A 15100-nucleotide genomic window follows, 5' to 3' on the forward strand; every position below is an offset into this window, starting at 1 on the left:
GACACGACGAAATCCAAGGGGATCCCCATGAAACGCCTCCCGCTCGCTGCCACGCTGGCGCTGCTGATTTCCGCTTGCTCGATGGACGCGAGCGATGCCGATACCGGCGCAGGAGTATTCGATGTTCCCGAGATCGCGGCGGGCGATTTGTCCGAAGACACGATGCGGCGCGTGGTCGAGCAGCTCTCCTCCGACGAGTTCGAAGGCCGTGCACCGGGCACGCCGGGCGAAGAAAAGACCGTCGCCTACCTGATCGAGGAATTCCAGAAGGCCGGGCTCGAACCGGGCAATAATGGCAGCTGGGTACAGAAGGTTCCGCTGGTCGAGATCGGCGGCAAGGACTTCGCGCCTTTGACCATAGCGGGCGGCGAGGGCGCCCCGATGCGCTTCCAATATGGCAAGGATTGGGTCGGCGCGACCTATCGCGAGGATGCCGAAACCAGGCTCGAGAAGAGCGAACTGGTGTTCGTCGGCTTCGGCATCAATGCGCCGGAGCGGGGCTGGAACGATTATGCCGGGCTCGACATGAAGGGGAAGACCGCAGTCATCCTGGTCAACGACCCCGATTATGAGACCGAGGGCCTCGAAGGCACCTTCAATGGTCGCGCGATGACCTATTACGGACGCTGGACCTACAAATACGAAGAAGCGGCGAGGCAGGGTGCAGCCGCCGCAATCATCATCCACGACACCTTCCCGGCGGCCTATGGCTGGAACGTGGTCGAGTCCTCCTGGACGGGGCCGCAGGTCTATGCACAACGCAGCGACAAGGGTGCGGACCAGACGCTGGTCAACGGGTGGGTCCAGATGCCTGCCGCCGAACGCATCTTCAATGCGGCGGGGCAGGATCTGGCGAAACTCACCGCAGCGGCAAAGCAAAAGGGCTTCAAGGCCGTTCCGCTCGGCATGACCGCCTCAACCCACTTCACCAATTCGATCCGTACCTTCGAATCGCAGAATGTCGTCGGCCTGCTCAAGGGCACCGAGGCCCCCGAGGAATACGTTCTCTATTCGGCGCATTGGGACCATCTCGGCCGCTGCAAGCCCGATGCAAGCGGCGATGGCATCTGCAACGGGGCCGTCGACAATGCGACTGGCTCGGCTGCGCTTGTCGCCCTGGCCGAGGCCAGCGCCAAGGCCGGGCCCACCCGACGCAGCCAGGTGTTCCTTGCCGTGACTGCGGAGGAATCGGGCCTGCTGGGCAGCGAATATTACGCCGCAAACCCCGTTTTCCCGCTGGTGCAGACGGTCGGCGGGCTCAACATCGACGGCTTGCTTCCCGGAGGGCGCGCGAAGGATGTGACCATCGTCGGCGGCGGCAAGAGCGAACTCGACCGCTTCCTCGACTGGGCGCTCTCTGCAGAGAAGCGCACCGGCACGCCCGAACCGACGCCCGAGAAGGGCTATTACTACCGCTCGGACCACTTCAGCATGGCCAAGCGCGGCGTACCGATGCTCTACATCGACGCCGGCGAAGACCTGGAGCAGGGTGGCAAGGAAGCAGGGGCGAAGCTGGCGGAGGACTATACGGTCAACCGCTACCATCAACCGAGCGACGAGTATGACGCGGGCTGGGACTTCTCGGGCCTGATGCAGCAGTTGCAGCTTTACTACCGGATCGGCCGCAGCATGGCGATGTCGAACGGCTGGCCCAATTGGGTCGAGGGCGACGAGTTCAAGGCGACGCGCGATGAAAGCTGCGTCGCCGCGGACAAGGGCTGCTGATCCCCATCGCGACGGAGAGCCGACCGATGCCCTTTACGATGCCCCCAGAGTGGGCGCCCCAGGACTGGCTGTGGATCGGCTTCCCGCACGACGCCGATGAATGGCCCGATGTGCTTCCGCGCGCGCAGGAGCAGATCGCAGCCTTCGCCAGCGCGGTTGCCGATAGCGGGCAGGAGGTCCGATTGCTGGTCCGCGATGCAGCGAACGAGGCGCGTGCGAGATCGCTGGTCAGCTCTGCGGTGCGGCTCGAGCGGCGCCATTACGGCGACGTTTGGCTACGTGACACCGGTCCGCTGGTCCTGTGCGGCAGGACCGGCCGCCGCAGCGCAAGGCGCTTCGGTTTCAACGGCTGGGGCGGCAAGTACCTGATGGATGGCGACCAGACCATCGGGGCGGAGCTGGCGCAGGATGCCGACCTGGAGATTGTCACAGGCGACTGGATCCTCGAAGGCGGGGCGATCGACGGAGACGGCACCGGGCTGGTCGCCACGACCGAGCAGTGCCTGCTCAACCCCAATCGCAACCCTCGTTTGACACAGGCGCAGATCGAGGAGCGGCTCAAGCGTGACCTTGGTTTCACCCGCGTGCTGTGGCTAGGTGACGGCCTGATCAATGACCACACCGACGGGCACGTCGACAACCTTGCGCGGTTCGTCGCACCAAACACACTGTGCCTGCCGCGCGCGACCGGGAACGACGATCCCAACGCCGCAATCTATGCCGATGCCAAAGCGCGAGCCCAAGCCGCCGGGGTGATCGTGAAGGAAATACCTTCCCCCGGACGCATCGCCAGCGACGGGCGGATCGAACCGGCAAGCTATGCCAATTTCGCGATCACCACCCATCTGGTCGTAGTCCCGACCTTCGGTTCACCTTTCGACGAGGAAGGCGTCGCCGCAATTGCCGAGCTGTTCCCCGACCGGGCGACGGTAGGTCTGCCGGGCGACGCCGTACTGGCCGGTGGTGGCGGGTTCCATTGCGCCAGTCAGCAAATGCCGGCCGCTGGCTGGGAAGCTTAACGCTTCGTTAGGGATTCCACCGGACAATATCCGCATGACCCAGGCAATCGCCCGCGCCCGCATTCATGTCGCCCAGCTCCAGCTGGCAGATACCGCGCGGGCACTGATCGTGTGCGGTTGCGGCCTCGCGCTGGTCCTCGCCGGTCCGGCACTACCCTTCTGAACCAGCGGTCTTTCGCACAGTAACCAATGACTTCGCTGCGCCGAACCATGGCGCAGAGGAGATCTTTGCCATGAAGCTCGTGCCCGCCGCCCTTGCCGCTGCCGTTGTCGGAACCGCTTTGTCCGTGTTCATGCAGGGCGGGTCGCCCGCGATTGCGGCAGTCGAAGGCCCGGCGCGGCCAGTCCTGCTCGAGCTGTTCACCAGCCAGGGTTGCAGTAGCTGCCCGCCCGCCGACCGCCTTGCCGAGAAGCTCGCGCGCGAGGAAGGCCTCGTGGTGATCTCGCGCCCGGTGACCTATTGGGATCGCCTGGGCTGGAAGGACACGCTGGCACGGGAAGAGAACACTCGGCTCCAACGCGCCTATGCGACCCGGAAGCTTGCCGGAGAGAATGGCGTTTACACACCACAGATCGTGGTCGATGGCCGACGCGGTACGGTTGGCTCCAATGAAGCAGTCATCCGACAGATGGTCGCGCAAGAGGCTCCGGGCCCGGCGGCAATCTCGACGAAGCGGCTGAGGGATGGCGGGCTCGCGGTCGGGCTCGCCGGGGAAACACCGGCCAAGGCGGAGCTGATGCTGATCGCCCTCAAGCGGCACGTTACGGTGCGGATTGCGGCGGGCGAGAATGGCAATCGGGCGATCGGCTATACGAATGTCGTGGTCGACGAGCGCCCGATCGCCGAGTGGACTGGGGGCGAACAGGGCATCCGCGTAACGCCCGCGCAGCTCGCCGTGCCGGGGGCCGATGCCTATGCACTGGTCCTGCGTGCGAAGAACGCCGGGCCTGTGCTGGCCGCGCAGCTGGTGAGCTAAAGCAGCTTCAACAGCGCCGCGAACGATGCCGCGCCGAGCACGGTCGCGGCGAAAATACGCCAGGCGCGATCGCTGATCTTACCCAATGCGCGGTGCCCCAGCGCATTGCCGATCAGCACGACCGGGAACAGCGCCAGTGCCAGCAACAACAGGCGCCAGTGCATCATGCCCAGGGCCAGGCCCGAAGCAATGCCAGTGGTCGATGCAATGGTGAACACCAGCACCATCGAAGCCTTGGCGACCTCGCGCGGGATTGAACGCCCGACATAATAGGGGACCACGGGCGGACCGGGCATGCCGGCGAAGCCTGTAAGCACTCCGCTGGCCGCCCCGGTAAGCAGCGTGTTCAGCCTGCCTGGTATCTCAGGTTCGCGAGGCGGGATCAGTACTGCGACGAAGGCCGAAAGCGCCACCAGGGCGATCAGGAGCCGGGCCACGGGCGCAGGCGTAATCGCGAGCAGTGCCATGCCTGGCGCGGTGGTCAGCACAACCATCCCCCCAATGTGCCAGGCCGATCGTTCTGCCTGGTTGATCAACCAGCGAATCTCGGTCAGCCCGATCATCAGGCCCAGCATACTGGCGATCAGCACCGCTTCGACCGGCTTCAGCGCCAGGGCGAGAACCGGGACCAGCAAGATGGCCAACCCGAAGCCGGCAAGGCCACGGACATAGGCCGAGGCGAGGGTCGCGACGAGCGCGATCCCTACTTGCCACAGGGCAAAGCCCGCGATCTCCACTCAGCCTGGGACCTTCAGCGCAGGTCGGGCGGGGTTGCCCCCGCCAGCAGCATGATGATCGCTTCGTCGAGGGTCATCATCTTCTGGTGCTGTTCGCCCAGCGTACGGACCGCAACGGTGCCCTCCTCGGCCTCACGCTTGCCGACCACCAGCAAGTGCGGAACCTTGGCGAGCGAGTGTTCGCGCACCTTATAGTTGATCTTCTCGTTGCGCAGGTCGCCTTCGACACGGATGCCGGCCGCTTCGAGCCTGGCCACAACCTCGTTCGCATAGCCGTCGGCATCCGACACGATCGTCGCCACTACCGCCTGCGTCGGCGCGAGCCAGACGGGCAGCTTGCCGGCAAAATGCTCGATCAGGATGCCAATGAAGCGCTCATATGAGCCAAAAATCGCTCGGTGCAGCATCACCGGGCGGTGGCGTTCGCCATCTTCGCCGATGTAACTCGCGTCGAGCCGTTCGGGCAGCACGCGGTCCGACTGGATCGTGCCGACCTGCCAGGTACGGCCGATCGCATCGGTCAGGTGCCACTCGAGCTTGGGGGCATAGAACGCGCCCTCTCCGGGAAGCTCCTCCCAGCCATATTCCTCGGTCGCCATGCCGGCATCGATCACCGCCTGGCGCAGTTCTTCCTCGGCCTTGTCCCAATCCTCGTCGGAGCCGAAGCGCTGGTCGGGGCGCAGCGCCAGCTTGACCGCATAGGTAAAGCCGAAGTCCTTGTAGACCCGGTCGGCGAGCTCGCAGAAATTGCGCACCTCGTCGACGATCTGGTCCTCGCGGCAGAAGATGTGGCCATCGTCCTGCGTGAACTGGCGCACGCGCATCAAACCGTGCAACGCGCCATGCGGCTCGTTGCGGTGGCAGCAGCCGTTTTCGACCAGCCGCAGTGGCAGGTCACGATAGCTCTTGATGCCCTGCTTGAAGATCAGCACATGCGCCGGGCAGTTCATCGGCTTGAGCGCCATCCAGTCGGCCGCATCCGACACCAGCGGCCCCTCATCCTCGATGTTGGGCACCTCGTCCGGGATGACGAACATGTTTTCGCGATACTTACCCCAGTGGCCGGAACGCTCCCACTGGCGTGCGTCCATAACCTGTGGCGTCTTCACCTCACGGCAATCGGCGCCCTGCACCGCACGGCGGATATAATCCTCGAGCATGCGGTAGATGACATAGCCCTGCGGGTGCCAGAACACTGACCCATGCGCCTCTTCCTGCAGGTGGAACAGGTTCATCTCGCGGCCCAGGCGGCGATGGTCGCGCTTGGCGGCCTCCTCCAACCGGTGCAGATGTGCATCGAGCTGCTTCTTGTTGAGCCAGCCGGTGCCATAGATACGCGTGAGCTGCTCGTTGCGTTGGTCACCGCGCCAATAGGCCCCGGCAACGCGCATCAGCTTGAAGGCCTGCGGATCAAGCTTGCCGGTGCTGGGAAGGTGTGGGCCACGACACATGTCGAGCCAGTCGTCACCCGACCAATAGACCGTCAGTTCCTCACCCTCGGGCAGTTCCTGCGCCCACTCGGCCTTGAACGTCTCGCCTTCGGCCTGCCATTTGTCGATCAGCTGCTGGCGGCTCCACACTTCCCGGCGCAGCGGCTTGTCGGCGCGAATGATCTCGCGCATCTTCTCCTCGATAGCCGGCAGGTCGTCCATGCTGAACGGGTCGCGGTCGCTCGGGGCCTTCACGTCATAGTAGAAGCCATCATCGGTTGCCGGACCGAAAGTGATCTGCGTGCCCGGCCACAGCGCCTGTACCGCCTCGGCCAGCACATGCGCGAAATCGTGCCGCGCCAGCTCCAGCGCATCCGCCTCGTCGCGACTGGTCACCAGCGCCAGTTGGACGTCGCCGTCGAAGGGGCGGTTGATATCGCGCAGCTCGCCATCGACGCGTGCGGCGATCGCCGCCTTGGCCAGGCCGGGACCGATGGCCGCGGCAACATCTGCCGGGGTGCTCCCGCGGGGCATTTCGCGCACCGAACCGTCGGGCAGGCTGATCTTGAGAAGTTCCGTCATCGTCTCTTACCGTTTCGCTTGGCGCGCCCATGGCACAGGCGAGCGCGCGCTTGAAGCGGCGTTTGGCTTTAATCGCGATTTCGGGAGGAAACGCCCACCGCCCGAAACCGGGCGGCGGCGGTACGCTTAGCGCGCGACCGACCGCCCCCGGGCACCCGGGGTGGTAGTAGTTGTCGTCAAGGCACATGCGTACTGCATGCAGTTCAGATAACGCAGCAGCAGTTAATTGTCGATGGAGACGATTGACGCGCCGCGCGCAACAGACAACGGTGGTCACCGAAACCGAGGAAAAACACATGAAGATCATCACCAGCATTGGCCCCAACCCCCATGTCGTGCGCATGTTCATGGCAGAACGCGGGATCGAACTTCCGAGCGAGACCGTGGACTTGAGGAGCGGCGAGAACCGCGCCGAGGCATTCCTCAAGGTCAATCCTGCAGGCCAGTCGCCCGCGCTGGTACTCGACGATGGCAATGTGGTGACCGAAATCACCGCGATCTGCGAATATCTCGATGAGACCCAGCCGGGCACGCCCTTGTTGGGCGAAACGCCGGAAGCGCGGGCGCAATCGCGGCGGTGGACGCGGTGGGTCGATCTCAACGTGTGCGAGCCGATGGCCAACGGGTTCCGCTTTTCCGAAGGGCTGCCGATGTTCGAAAGCCGCATGCGCTGCCTGCCTGAGGCCGCGCCGGGGCTGAAGGCTTGCGTACAGGACAAGCTTGGCTGGCTCGACGATCGCCTTGCGACGCAGGATTATGTCGGTGGCGATAGCTTCGGACTGGCCGATATCATGCTCTATTGCTTCCAGGCCTTCGGTAACGTCGTCGGCCAGCCGCTCGATCCCAAGTTCGCCAATGTTGGCGCCTGGTTCGAGCGGGTGGCGGCACGGCCAAGCGCTTCGGCCTGAGGAGAGCTAGGCAAGCCGGTTGCTGCCGGCCAGCGTGGTGATGCGCTTGGTGCCGGCCAGACCTGCGCCCTTTTCGTGCACGCTGGTGAGGAAGCGATACTCGCTGGTCGCACTGCCCGGACGCAGTTCGACCGCCATGTAGCCGCGCTGTGAGGCGTCCATCCACTTGAGCTGCGAATTGCCCTCCACCGTGCTGCGCACAAGCGTTTCGGCCGGAATTTGCGGGAGACTGCTTTCGAGGCCGGGCGACGCCACCGACTGGACACCGAATTCGATGCCCACGGGAGCGCCGTCGAGGTCGAGGTCGAAGGCCCAGGCATTGTGCGTATCGCCCGCCAGGCTGATGAGGTTGGCATCGGCTGTCAGGGCTGCTTCGAACACCCGCGCGCGCGCAGCGGGGTAGCCATCCCATGCATCCATATTGAACGGCACGCCTTCGGCCCCTGCCATCGCGCCCGAAAGGACACGGCGGCGGACATAATCGGGCACGTCCTTGGGTAAGGCCTCGGCAATCGTCGGCGAAGATACGATCCGCCCCATCAGCACCTGCTGCACCAGCACCTGCCAGGTCTTGCCGGCCCCCTTGGATCGCTTGAAGCCTTCGACCAGCCAGGCCTGCTGGTCCGCGCCGATCATCTCGCGCGAGGAATCGAGCCAGGCGCCATCGCGAAAGGCTGCGAGCGCGGCCCTGGACTTGTCCGGGTCGCCGCCACCGCTCGACAGGATCTCGGCAAGGCTGAACTGCTTGGCGCGCCCGGTAAGGCGCGTCTCCAACCGGAAGAGTGTGGCGAGGTCCCCGATCTCATAGGAGGCCCAGTTCTCATCGGAGACGGGCATCCATTCACGATAGGCCTTCATTGCGGCTGACTTTCGAGCACCCCAATCGCCCTCGGTCTCGGACTGGTGGTTCTCGGCGCCATCCTTCCACGAATCGTTTGCGCTTTCGTGATCGTCCCATACCGAGATCATCGGATAGAGTTGGTGCAGGCGGCGCAGATCCGGGTCTCGGCGATAGGCTGCATAACGCTCGCGATAATCCGCCAGCGCAACCAGCTCCTGCGCCGGCCAGATGCTGCGGCCGTGCACGGTCTGGGCAGCCGACGGGTAGGTGCCGCTCGGATACTCATAGAGATAGTCGCCGAGATGCAGCGCACAGTCGAACTCGTCGGCAGCAGCAGCATGCGCATAGGCATTGAACCAGCCGAAGCCGATATTCGAGCAGCTGAACACCGCCATGCGGAAGCGTTCGGTTGGTCCTTCGGGCAGCGTCTTGGTGCGCCCGACATCGGACACCGAGCCATCAGGCGCGACGAAGCGATAGTAATACCAGGTTCCAGGGGTCAGGCCTTCGGCCCAGTCCTTGGTGCACCAGTCATTCTCGGGCTGCGCCGAAGCACTGCCCGCCGCCACGGTGTTGGTGAAATCGCTGGTTCCCGAGACCTGCCATTCGAGCGTGGTGGATTGGCTCGCAACGTAGCGGGTCCAAAGCAGCACCCTGCCACTTCCCGGCTCACCACTGGCGACGCCATGCGTGAACCCCGCTTCGCTGTGGGCAGCCAAGGGCGCGGTAAGGAGGCCACCCCCCAGCAGGCCGCCCTTCAGTAGGGTTCGACGATCAACGGCGGGCAGGCGCGGGGCTTGCGGTGGCTCGGTTGCGGTCATGTAGGCGTCTCCTTCTCGGCGGAGATGCCTGCTCCCGATGACAGGGGAAAGACAAGCGCAAACATGCCGGAGGAAAGCACACTGTGCGTTTAGTCAAGTTTACTTGACAATTCACGAATCAAATGACAAACATCCTTTACATCGAGAAAAGGAGATTTGTCATGACCACCACCCAGAAGGCTGTCGCATTGGCCGCCCTGATGATCGGCATCGCCGTGCTTGCAGTTTTCGAGATTATTCCCGAACAGTTTGCCCAGTTCGGGCCCATGGCCTTGCTGGCCATGTTCCCGGGGATCTGGCTTGGCAGGTCCAGCCGCTGCGCCAGGGGTTGCTGAGATGGCGAGCAAACCGACCGCCAAGATGCGCTACCTGCGCACGCATATCGCCCTCTCGGTGCTCTATCTGGCGTTGGTCGCGCTCGCCTCATACTTCGTTCCCGACGATGCCGCGCCGACGCCGGGGGTAATCCTGTGGGGGCTGCTTCCCGGACTCGTGATCGTCGGGTGGATCTGGAACATGGGTCGCTACCTGCTCGAGATGGAAGACGAGTATCTGCGCATGCTCGAGACGCGCAAGGCACTCATCGCCACCGGGCTCACCCTGGCGATATGCGGTGGCTGGGGCCTGGTCGAGCTTTTCGCACAAGTGCCGCGCCTGCCGATGTTCTTTGTCTTCCCGATCTGGTGCCTTGGCCTCGCCGTTGGCGAGATCGCCAATAAGGTCACTTCGGGTAGCGACGGAGGCTGCTCGTGAGGAATCGCCTCAAGGTCCTGCGCGCAGAGCGTGACTGGAGCCAACAGGATCTGGCCGACCGGCTCGAGGTCAGTCGCCAGAGCGTCAACGCGATCGAGACGGGACGGTACGACCCGTCGCTGCCCCTGGCTTTCCGCATCGCGGATACTTTCTCCCTCCCGATCGAAGAGATCTTCTTGCGCGATTAGGCGCACTTCTTGATCAGGCCATGCCTGGCTGCGCAGTCAAATTCGCGGTTTTCCTTGATAAATTTCCTGTCCTGGAAGTCGCGCTGCAACAACCAAAGCCTCTTGTTCAAATCTACTGTCATAACCCGATCCGCGATTGACATTGTCCTTTCGATCCAAGAGCATCAACGCTTCGGGATCGAGAGGACTTTTCCTTATCATGCATGACAGTTTCCATCACGAAGGCGGGGAAAGCGCCTTCGTGTTCACGGGCAACTGGCGCGAATTCGCTCCAATCGCTTTCACGAATCTTCTGCTTACGATCGTGACGCTGGGAATTTACCGCTTCTGGGCTACCGCTCGCGAGCGGCGCTACCTCTGGTCGCAAACCCGCTTCGTCGACGAGACCCTCGAATGGTCGGGCACGGGCAAGGAACTGTTCCTCGGCTTCGTGATGGTCTTGCTGCTGTTTGCCCTTCCCTATTTCGTGCTGACCTTCGTGGCGCAGGCGCTGATCGCACGGGGGCAGGAGGCGCTTGGCGGCGCACTTATCCTGGTCGCCTTCGTCATGATCTTCTACCTTGGCGGCGTCGCCCGCTTCCGCGCCTTGCGCTATCGCCTGTCGCGCACCCATTGGCGCGGCATTCGCGGCGGCAGCGACGACCAGGGCCTGGTCTTCGCGCTGTCCTATATGTGGAAGACCGTGGTCGGCTGGATCCCCGCGGGCCTGCTGATCCCCTGGTCGATGACGAGCCTGTGGAACGAGCGCTGGCGGAAGATGAGCTTCGGCCCCTTCGCCTTCGAATCGGATGCCGATCCAGGCGAAGTCTTCGCGCGCTTCCTGCTGTTCTACCTTGCGCCCTTCATCATGTTCGGTGCGGGGGTGGTCCTGGCGGTCATGGGCGTCGCCGCAGGGTTTAGCGAAGGGCAGACTACGGGTGCGATGGAGACGATCGTCCTCGGCATCTTCGGCGCATTCCTGTTCTTCTACCTCGGCCTGGGCCTGATCGCCGTTGCCTTCTACGCCAAGTTCTATCGCGTCGCGATCGGTGCACTGCGCTGGCGCAACCTCGAGTTCGAATTCAATGCCAGCACCAAGGAATGGGTCAAGCTGCTGCTGGTCGACGTGGTCCTTGTCGTGTTCACGTTCGGCATAGGCGCCATCTTCCTGTCATACCGCCACTGGAAGTTCTTCGTCACCCACCTCGAAGCCCAGGGCGAGATCCTGCTGGACGAGCTGACCCAGTCGACAACGACCATGGCGAAGCACGGCGAGGGGCTGCTCGACGCATTCGACGTCGGCGCGTTCTAGGATCATGGACGAAAGCTTCTCTGTCCCTGCCAGCTGGTACGATGGGCACAACGCGTTGCGCCACCACGGCACGGCGCGCTGGGACGGGCGCGACACGCTTTACCTCGAAGCCGCTACATCGCGCCTCGATGTGCCACTGACCGAACTGCGCTTCGGCGAAGTCCGGGGGGAATCGCGCACCTATCGGCGTGCGGGTGAAGACGGATTTCGCCTCACCCTGCCAATCGACATGCCTGCCGGACTGGCCGTCCGTTTGCCGGGAAAGAGCGAGTACGGGGCCTGGATCGACCGACTAGGCCTGGGCCGGGCCGCGGCCATATTTGCCGTCGCCAGCGCGGCAGCGGTGACGCTTTTCCTGACCGCGCCCGACTGGCTCGGCCCGCGTGTACCCGAAAGCTGGGAACGCAAGATCGGTGAAGCGATGGTTGGCGATCTGGGTGGCCGGATCTGTCACACGCCCGCTGGCGACGCGGCGTTGAACAAGCTGCTCGCCAAGGTCGATCCGGGGGCGGTCAAGGTTCGCGCCGGGGTCGCCAATATCGACATGATCAATGCCGTCGCGCTTCCCGGCGGGCAGGTGTTGCTGTTCGACGGGATCATCCAGCAGGCCGAGAGCCCCGAAGAACTCGCTGGCGTGCTGGGCCACGAGGTGGGCCATGTACGCGAACGCCACGTAATGACCGCCTTGCTGCGCCAGTTCGGACTTTCGGTCCTGCTCGCGGGGGCTAATTCGGGCGTGGGAAATACCGCAGCCGGCATCGCTTCGATGGGCTATTCGCGCGACGCCGAGCGCGAGGCTGACGCCTATGCGCGTTCCAGCATGGCAAGCAGTCACGTCTCACCGGTGGCCACCGCCGGCTTCTTCGAACGCATGGCCGAGAGAAGCGGCGAGGGCAAAGAGGACAATGCGGTGATCGGCTGGCTCGCCAGCCACCCTGCAGCGCTTGAACGGGCCAAGGCTTTCCGAGCCGCGGCGAAGAAGGGCGCGGACTACCGACCGGTGCTGAGCGACCGGGAATTCGCCGCGCTGAAGTCGATGTGCAAGGACGATAAGGACGTCGAACCGTTCGACCTGTTCTGACCCGCGCCCCCTTGCAATTGCGGACCCGACCCTCGACAGCGTGACGCCATGAGCGAAGTGCAGTTCCACAGCCTGCGCGACGGACGAAGCATAGCCTATCGCTTCACCCCCGGCCGCGGACCCACGCTGGTATTCCTTCCCGGCTACATGTCCGACATGGCGGGCGGCAAGGCGACTGCCCTGTTCGCCGACGCGCAGGAACGCGGCCAGGCCTGCCTGCTGCTCGACTATTCGGGCTGCGGTCTCAGTTCGGGCAGCTTCGCCGATGGCAAGCTGTCACGCTGGCGGGACGAGGTGCTGGCGCTGATCGACGGGCTGGTCGAGGGACCGGTAGTCGTGATCGGTTCGTCGATGGGGGGATGGCTGATGCTGCTGGCAGCCCAGGCTCTCGGCGATCGGCTTGCTGGGCTTGTCGGCATCGCCGCAGCACCCGACTTCACCGAATGGGGCCGCAGCGCAGCCGACAAGGCGAAGTTCGCGGCAGGTGAAACCGTCTATGACGAAAACCCCTATGGGACCGACCCCACGCCAATGCATCCCGGCTTCTTCGCCGACGGGCAGGCGCTGCTGCAACTTGGCGGCACGATCCCCATCGACGTGCCGGTACGGTTGATTCACGGACAGCGTGACGCCGATGTGCCATGGGACATCAGCATTCAGCTTGCGCAGGCTTTGCGTTCGGGCACGGTACAGGTCACGCTGGTAAAGGATGGCGACCACCGCCTGTCGCGCGAGCAGGACATCGCCTTGCTACTGCGCATCGTCGCCGACCTTTCGGAGAGCCTCACGTGATCGCTTCGCTTCTTGCCCTGCTGCTGATGCAGGTGGGTTTCGACCCCGCCCGCGGAGCGATCCCCGGCGTTCCAGACGAGTTGCGCGATCGCCCGCCGCGCGACACGGGCATCATTGCCGCTCCCGAAACGGCGCCCAGACCCCGCGAGGACTATCTGCGCCGTTGCCTCAACCTGGCCGCCAGCGAGCCGGAACAGGCCCTCGATTTCGCCAACACCTGGCGCTTGGCGGTGGAGGATGATCTCGAGCTTGCCCAGTCGTCGCATTGCCTCGGCCTGGCACTGGTGCGTCTCGACCGGTTCGAGGAGGCTCGTGAGATCTTCGAGGTGGCCAGCGCCGAAGCACCTAGCGAACTGCCCGCCTATCGCGCGCGGCTTGCGGGGATGGCAGGCAATGCCGCGCTCGCCGACGGCAAGCCGGCGACTGCCGAGCCACTGTTCGCGCAGGCATTGACCGAAGCCGATCTGGCTGCCGATGCCGCGCTGCAGGCCAGCCTCCAGATCGATCGTGCGCGCGCACTGGTCGCATCCGGCCGCCCCGAAGACGCCATCGGCGCGCTCGCCACCGCGCGCGCGATCGAACCGGCCAATGTACGGGCCTGGCTGCTTTCGGCGACGCTTTCCCGTCGTCTCGAACGGCTCGACGAGGCCCAGCAGCAAATCGAACAAGCTGCCACGCTAGATCCCCGCGATCCTGCGATCGGGCTTGAGGCTGGAGTCATCGCCGCGCTCGCCGGGCGCGACGAGGACGCACGCAAAAGCTTCGAATCGGTTATCGCCGTCGCTCCGGAAAGCGAAGAAGCGATGCGGGCCACCGCCTATCTGGAGCAGCTAGCGAAATGACGGCTTTTTCGATTCTCGACCTGGTCCCCGTCCGCGAAGGCGGAAGTGTCGGCGAGGCCTTGGCCGATGCTACCGAACTTGCTCGGGCGGCCGAACGGGTCGGCTGCAAGCGCTTTTGGGTGGCCGAACACCACGCCATGGCCGGCATTGCAGGCGGCGCGACTGCGGTCGTGCTGGCGCATGTCGGAAATGTGACTTCGACGATCCGCATCGGTTCGGGCGGGATCATGCTGCCCAACCATACCCCGTTCCAGATTGCCGAGCAGTTCGGTACGCTCGATGCGCTGTTCCCCGGGCGGGTCGATCTCGGCCTCGGCCGCGCGCCCGGTGCGGGGCCCGAATTGCAGCGCGCATTGCGCAAGGACCTCCATCGCGCGGCGGAGATGTTCCCGCAGGACGTGGTCGAACTGATCGCGCTGATGGCTGGGGAAACCACCATCCATCCCACCCCCGGGCTCGGCGCGAAGCCGGAGTTCTGGATGCTGGGATCGAGCCTGTTCGGCGCCCAGCTGGCCGCCAGGCTGGGCTTGCCCTACGCCTTTGCCAGCCATTTTGCGCCCGACCACCTCGATGCCGCGCTCGAGCTCTACCGCCGCCAGTTCCAACCCTCTCCGATGCTGGAAAGGCCACATGTCATGGCCGCGATGAACCTCTTCGTCGCCGAGACCGAGGACGAGGCAGAGTTCATCGCCAGCTCGCAATTGCAGGCCTTCGTGTCGCTCCGCACCGGCCAGCCGGGCGAGCTGCCGCCACCGATCGAGGGATACCGGGCCACCCTGCCGGCCTCGTTCCAGGCCATGCTCGCGCATATCGGACAGGCCAGCGCGATCGGTACCGCCGAAACGGCCCGTGATTCGATCATGGCATTTATCCAGCGCACCGGAGCCGACGAGATCATCTTTGGCGGCAGCACCTTCGATCCGGCCGCACGAATTCGTTCGCTCGAGTTGACCATGCCGCTGCTTGCGGGTGCAGATGCCGTAACGTCAGCCTGGGGCGCATAGGATTGCATGGTGACGTGCGCGGCACCTTGCGGAGGTCCCGCAAGAGGCCTAGGCGCGCCTTCTGACACTGCTGCCGCACGACTCGGAAATTACGCGACAGCGAAATGAT

Annotated in this window: 16 protein-coding genes; 13 read left to right on the forward strand and 3 right to left on the reverse strand. The window is 64.4% G+C overall.

What is annotated here, in order from left to right:
• The first annotated feature begins 27 nt into the window (after positions 1 to 27).
• From HQR01_RS05080 to HQR01_RS05090, 4 genes are all read left to right on the forward strand, one after another.
• Entirely contained in the window at positions 28 to 1725 is a 1698-nt protein-coding gene (locus HQR01_RS05080; protein ID WP_173213130.1) for a M28 family peptidase, read from the forward strand.
• Between the two features lie 26 nt (positions 1726 to 1751).
• Positions 1752 to 2744 carry an agmatine deiminase family protein gene (locus HQR01_RS05085; protein WP_173213132.1) on the forward strand — a complete coding sequence of 331 codons (993 nt, stop codon included), beginning with the start codon at positions 1752 to 1754 and terminating at the stop codon, positions 2742 to 2744.
• A gap of 34 nt (positions 2745 to 2778) precedes the next feature.
• The gene (locus tag HQR01_RS15320; protein ID WP_267905501.1) at positions 2779 to 2907 is read left to right on the forward strand and encodes a hypothetical protein; all 129 of its coding nucleotides are present in this window, start codon (positions 2779 to 2781) and stop codon (positions 2905 to 2907) included.
• 70 nt (positions 2908 to 2977) lie between these two features.
• Positions 2978 to 3721, forward strand: a complete 744-nt coding sequence (locus HQR01_RS05090) for a DUF1223 domain-containing protein (protein WP_173213134.1) — start codon at positions 2978 to 2980, stop codon at positions 3719 to 3721.
• Here the strand turns inward: HQR01_RS05090 and HQR01_RS05095 are convergent.
• Both HQR01_RS05095 and thrS read right to left on the reverse strand, forming a co-directional pair.
• Positions 3718 to 4458, reverse strand: a complete 741-nt coding sequence (locus tag HQR01_RS05095; RefSeq protein WP_173213136.1) for a sulfite exporter TauE/SafE family protein — start codon at positions 4456 to 4458, stop codon at positions 3718 to 3720. The two genes, HQR01_RS05090 and HQR01_RS05095, sit on opposite strands and share 4 nt — an antisense overlap.
• Before the next feature lie 14 nt (positions 4459 to 4472).
• Positions 4473 to 6470: a threonine--tRNA ligase gene (thrS, locus tag HQR01_RS05100; protein ID WP_173213138.1), complete on the reverse strand. Its 1998-nt coding sequence runs from the start codon at positions 6468 to 6470 to the stop codon at positions 4473 to 4475.
• Between the two features lie 296 nt (positions 6471 to 6766).
• Here thrS and HQR01_RS05105 point away from each other — a divergent pair, with 296 nt between their 5' ends.
• Positions 6767 to 7378, forward strand: coding sequence for a glutathione S-transferase family protein (locus HQR01_RS05105; RefSeq protein ID WP_173213140.1), 612 nt, complete (start codon positions 6767 to 6769; stop codon positions 7376 to 7378).
• A 6-nt stretch (positions 7379 to 7384) separates the two neighbouring features.
• On the opposite strand, the gene HQR01_RS05110 is transcribed toward HQR01_RS05105, so the two are convergent.
• A complete protein-coding gene (locus HQR01_RS05110) occupies positions 7385 to 9040 on the reverse strand; it encodes an alkaline phosphatase D family protein (protein ID WP_173213142.1) in 1656 nt (551 codons plus the stop codon).
• Positions 9041 to 9201: 161 nt separating this feature from the next.
• On the opposite strand from HQR01_RS05110, the gene HQR01_RS05115 reads away from it, so the two are divergent.
• The 8 genes from HQR01_RS05115 to HQR01_RS05150 all read left to right on the forward strand — a co-directional run bounded on the left by HQR01_RS05115 (position 9202) and on the right by HQR01_RS05150 (position 14991).
• Positions 9202 to 9375: a hypothetical protein gene (locus tag HQR01_RS05115; RefSeq protein WP_173213144.1), complete on the forward strand. Its 174-nt coding sequence runs from the start codon at positions 9202 to 9204 to the stop codon at positions 9373 to 9375.
• Between the two features lies 1 nt (position 9376).
• Positions 9377 to 9793, forward strand: a complete 417-nt coding sequence (locus HQR01_RS05120) for a hypothetical protein (protein WP_173213146.1) — start codon at positions 9377 to 9379, stop codon at positions 9791 to 9793.
• A complete protein-coding gene (locus tag HQR01_RS05125; protein ID WP_173213148.1) occupies positions 9790 to 9981 on the forward strand; it encodes a helix-turn-helix transcriptional regulator in 192 nt (63 codons plus the stop codon). Before HQR01_RS05120 ends, HQR01_RS05125 begins: the two co-directional genes overlap by 4 nt.
• Before the next feature lie 199 nt (positions 9982 to 10180).
• Entirely contained in the window at positions 10181 to 11272 is a 1092-nt protein-coding gene (locus HQR01_RS05130; RefSeq protein WP_173213150.1) for a YjgN family protein, read from the forward strand.
• Between the two features lie 4 nt (positions 11273 to 11276).
• Positions 11277 to 12353: a M48 family metallopeptidase gene (locus HQR01_RS05135; protein ID WP_173213152.1), complete on the forward strand. Its 1077-nt coding sequence runs from the start codon at positions 11277 to 11279 to the stop codon at positions 12351 to 12353.
• 48 nt (positions 12354 to 12401) lie between these two features.
• A complete protein-coding gene (locus HQR01_RS05140; RefSeq protein WP_173213154.1) occupies positions 12402 to 13145 on the forward strand; it encodes an alpha/beta fold hydrolase in 744 nt (247 codons plus the stop codon).
• A complete protein-coding gene (locus HQR01_RS05145; protein ID WP_173213156.1) occupies positions 13142 to 13987 on the forward strand; it encodes a tetratricopeptide repeat protein in 846 nt (281 codons plus the stop codon). Before HQR01_RS05140 ends, HQR01_RS05145 begins: the two co-directional genes overlap by 4 nt.
• Positions 13984 to 14991, forward strand: coding sequence for an LLM class flavin-dependent oxidoreductase (locus tag HQR01_RS05150; protein WP_173213158.1), 1008 nt, complete (start codon positions 13984 to 13986; stop codon positions 14989 to 14991). The genes HQR01_RS05145 and HQR01_RS05150 overlap by 4 nt, the downstream gene beginning before the upstream one ends.
• Positions 14992 to 15100: the final 109 nt, after the last annotated feature.

The organism is Erythrobacter mangrovi (genome assembly GCF_013260645.1).
GTDB lineage: Bacteria > Pseudomonadota > Alphaproteobacteria > Sphingomonadales > Sphingomonadaceae > Qipengyuania > Qipengyuania mangrovi.

What these genes read in the sequence shown, in the direction of transcription:
- HQR01_RS05080 (WP_173213130.1), top strand. Translation starts at nt 28, where the DNA reads ATGAAACGCCTCCCGCTCGCTGCCACGCTGGCGCTGCTGATTTCCGCT.
- HQR01_RS05090 (WP_173213134.1), top strand. Translation starts at nt 2,978, where the DNA reads ATGAAGCTCGTGCCCGCCGCCCTTGCCGCTGCCGTTGTCGGAACCGCT.
- thrS (WP_173213138.1), bottom strand. Translation starts at nt 6,470, where the DNA reads ATGACGGAACTTCTCAAGATCAGCCTGCCCGACGGTTCGGTGCGCGAA.
- HQR01_RS05085 (WP_173213132.1), top strand. Translation starts at nt 1,752, where the DNA reads ATGCCCTTTACGATGCCCCCAGAGTGGGCGCCCCAGGACTGGCTGTGG.
- HQR01_RS05135 (WP_173213152.1), top strand. Translation starts at nt 11,277, where the DNA reads ATGGACGAAAGCTTCTCTGTCCCTGCCAGCTGGTACGATGGGCACAAC.
- HQR01_RS05105 (WP_173213140.1), top strand. Translation starts at nt 6,767, where the DNA reads ATGAAGATCATCACCAGCATTGGCCCCAACCCCCATGTCGTGCGCATG.
- HQR01_RS05115 (WP_173213144.1), top strand. Translation starts at nt 9,202, where the DNA reads ATGACCACCACCCAGAAGGCTGTCGCATTGGCCGCCCTGATGATCGGC.
- HQR01_RS15320 (WP_267905501.1), top strand. Translation starts at nt 2,779, where the DNA reads ATGACCCAGGCAATCGCCCGCGCCCGCATTCATGTCGCCCAGCTCCAG.
- HQR01_RS05140 (WP_173213154.1), top strand. Translation starts at nt 12,402, where the DNA reads ATGAGCGAAGTGCAGTTCCACAGCCTGCGCGACGGACGAAGCATAGCC.
- HQR01_RS05110 (WP_173213142.1), bottom strand. Translation starts at nt 9,040, where the DNA reads ATGACCGCAACCGAGCCACCGCAAGCCCCGCGCCTGCCCGCCGTTGAT.
- HQR01_RS05150 (WP_173213158.1), top strand. Translation starts at nt 13,984, where the DNA reads ATGACGGCTTTTTCGATTCTCGACCTGGTCCCCGTCCGCGAAGGCGGA.
- HQR01_RS05130 (WP_173213150.1), top strand. Translation starts at nt 10,181, where the DNA reads ATGCATGACAGTTTCCATCACGAAGGCGGGGAAAGCGCCTTCGTGTTC.
- HQR01_RS05120 (WP_173213146.1), top strand. Translation starts at nt 9,377, where the DNA reads ATGGCGAGCAAACCGACCGCCAAGATGCGCTACCTGCGCACGCATATC.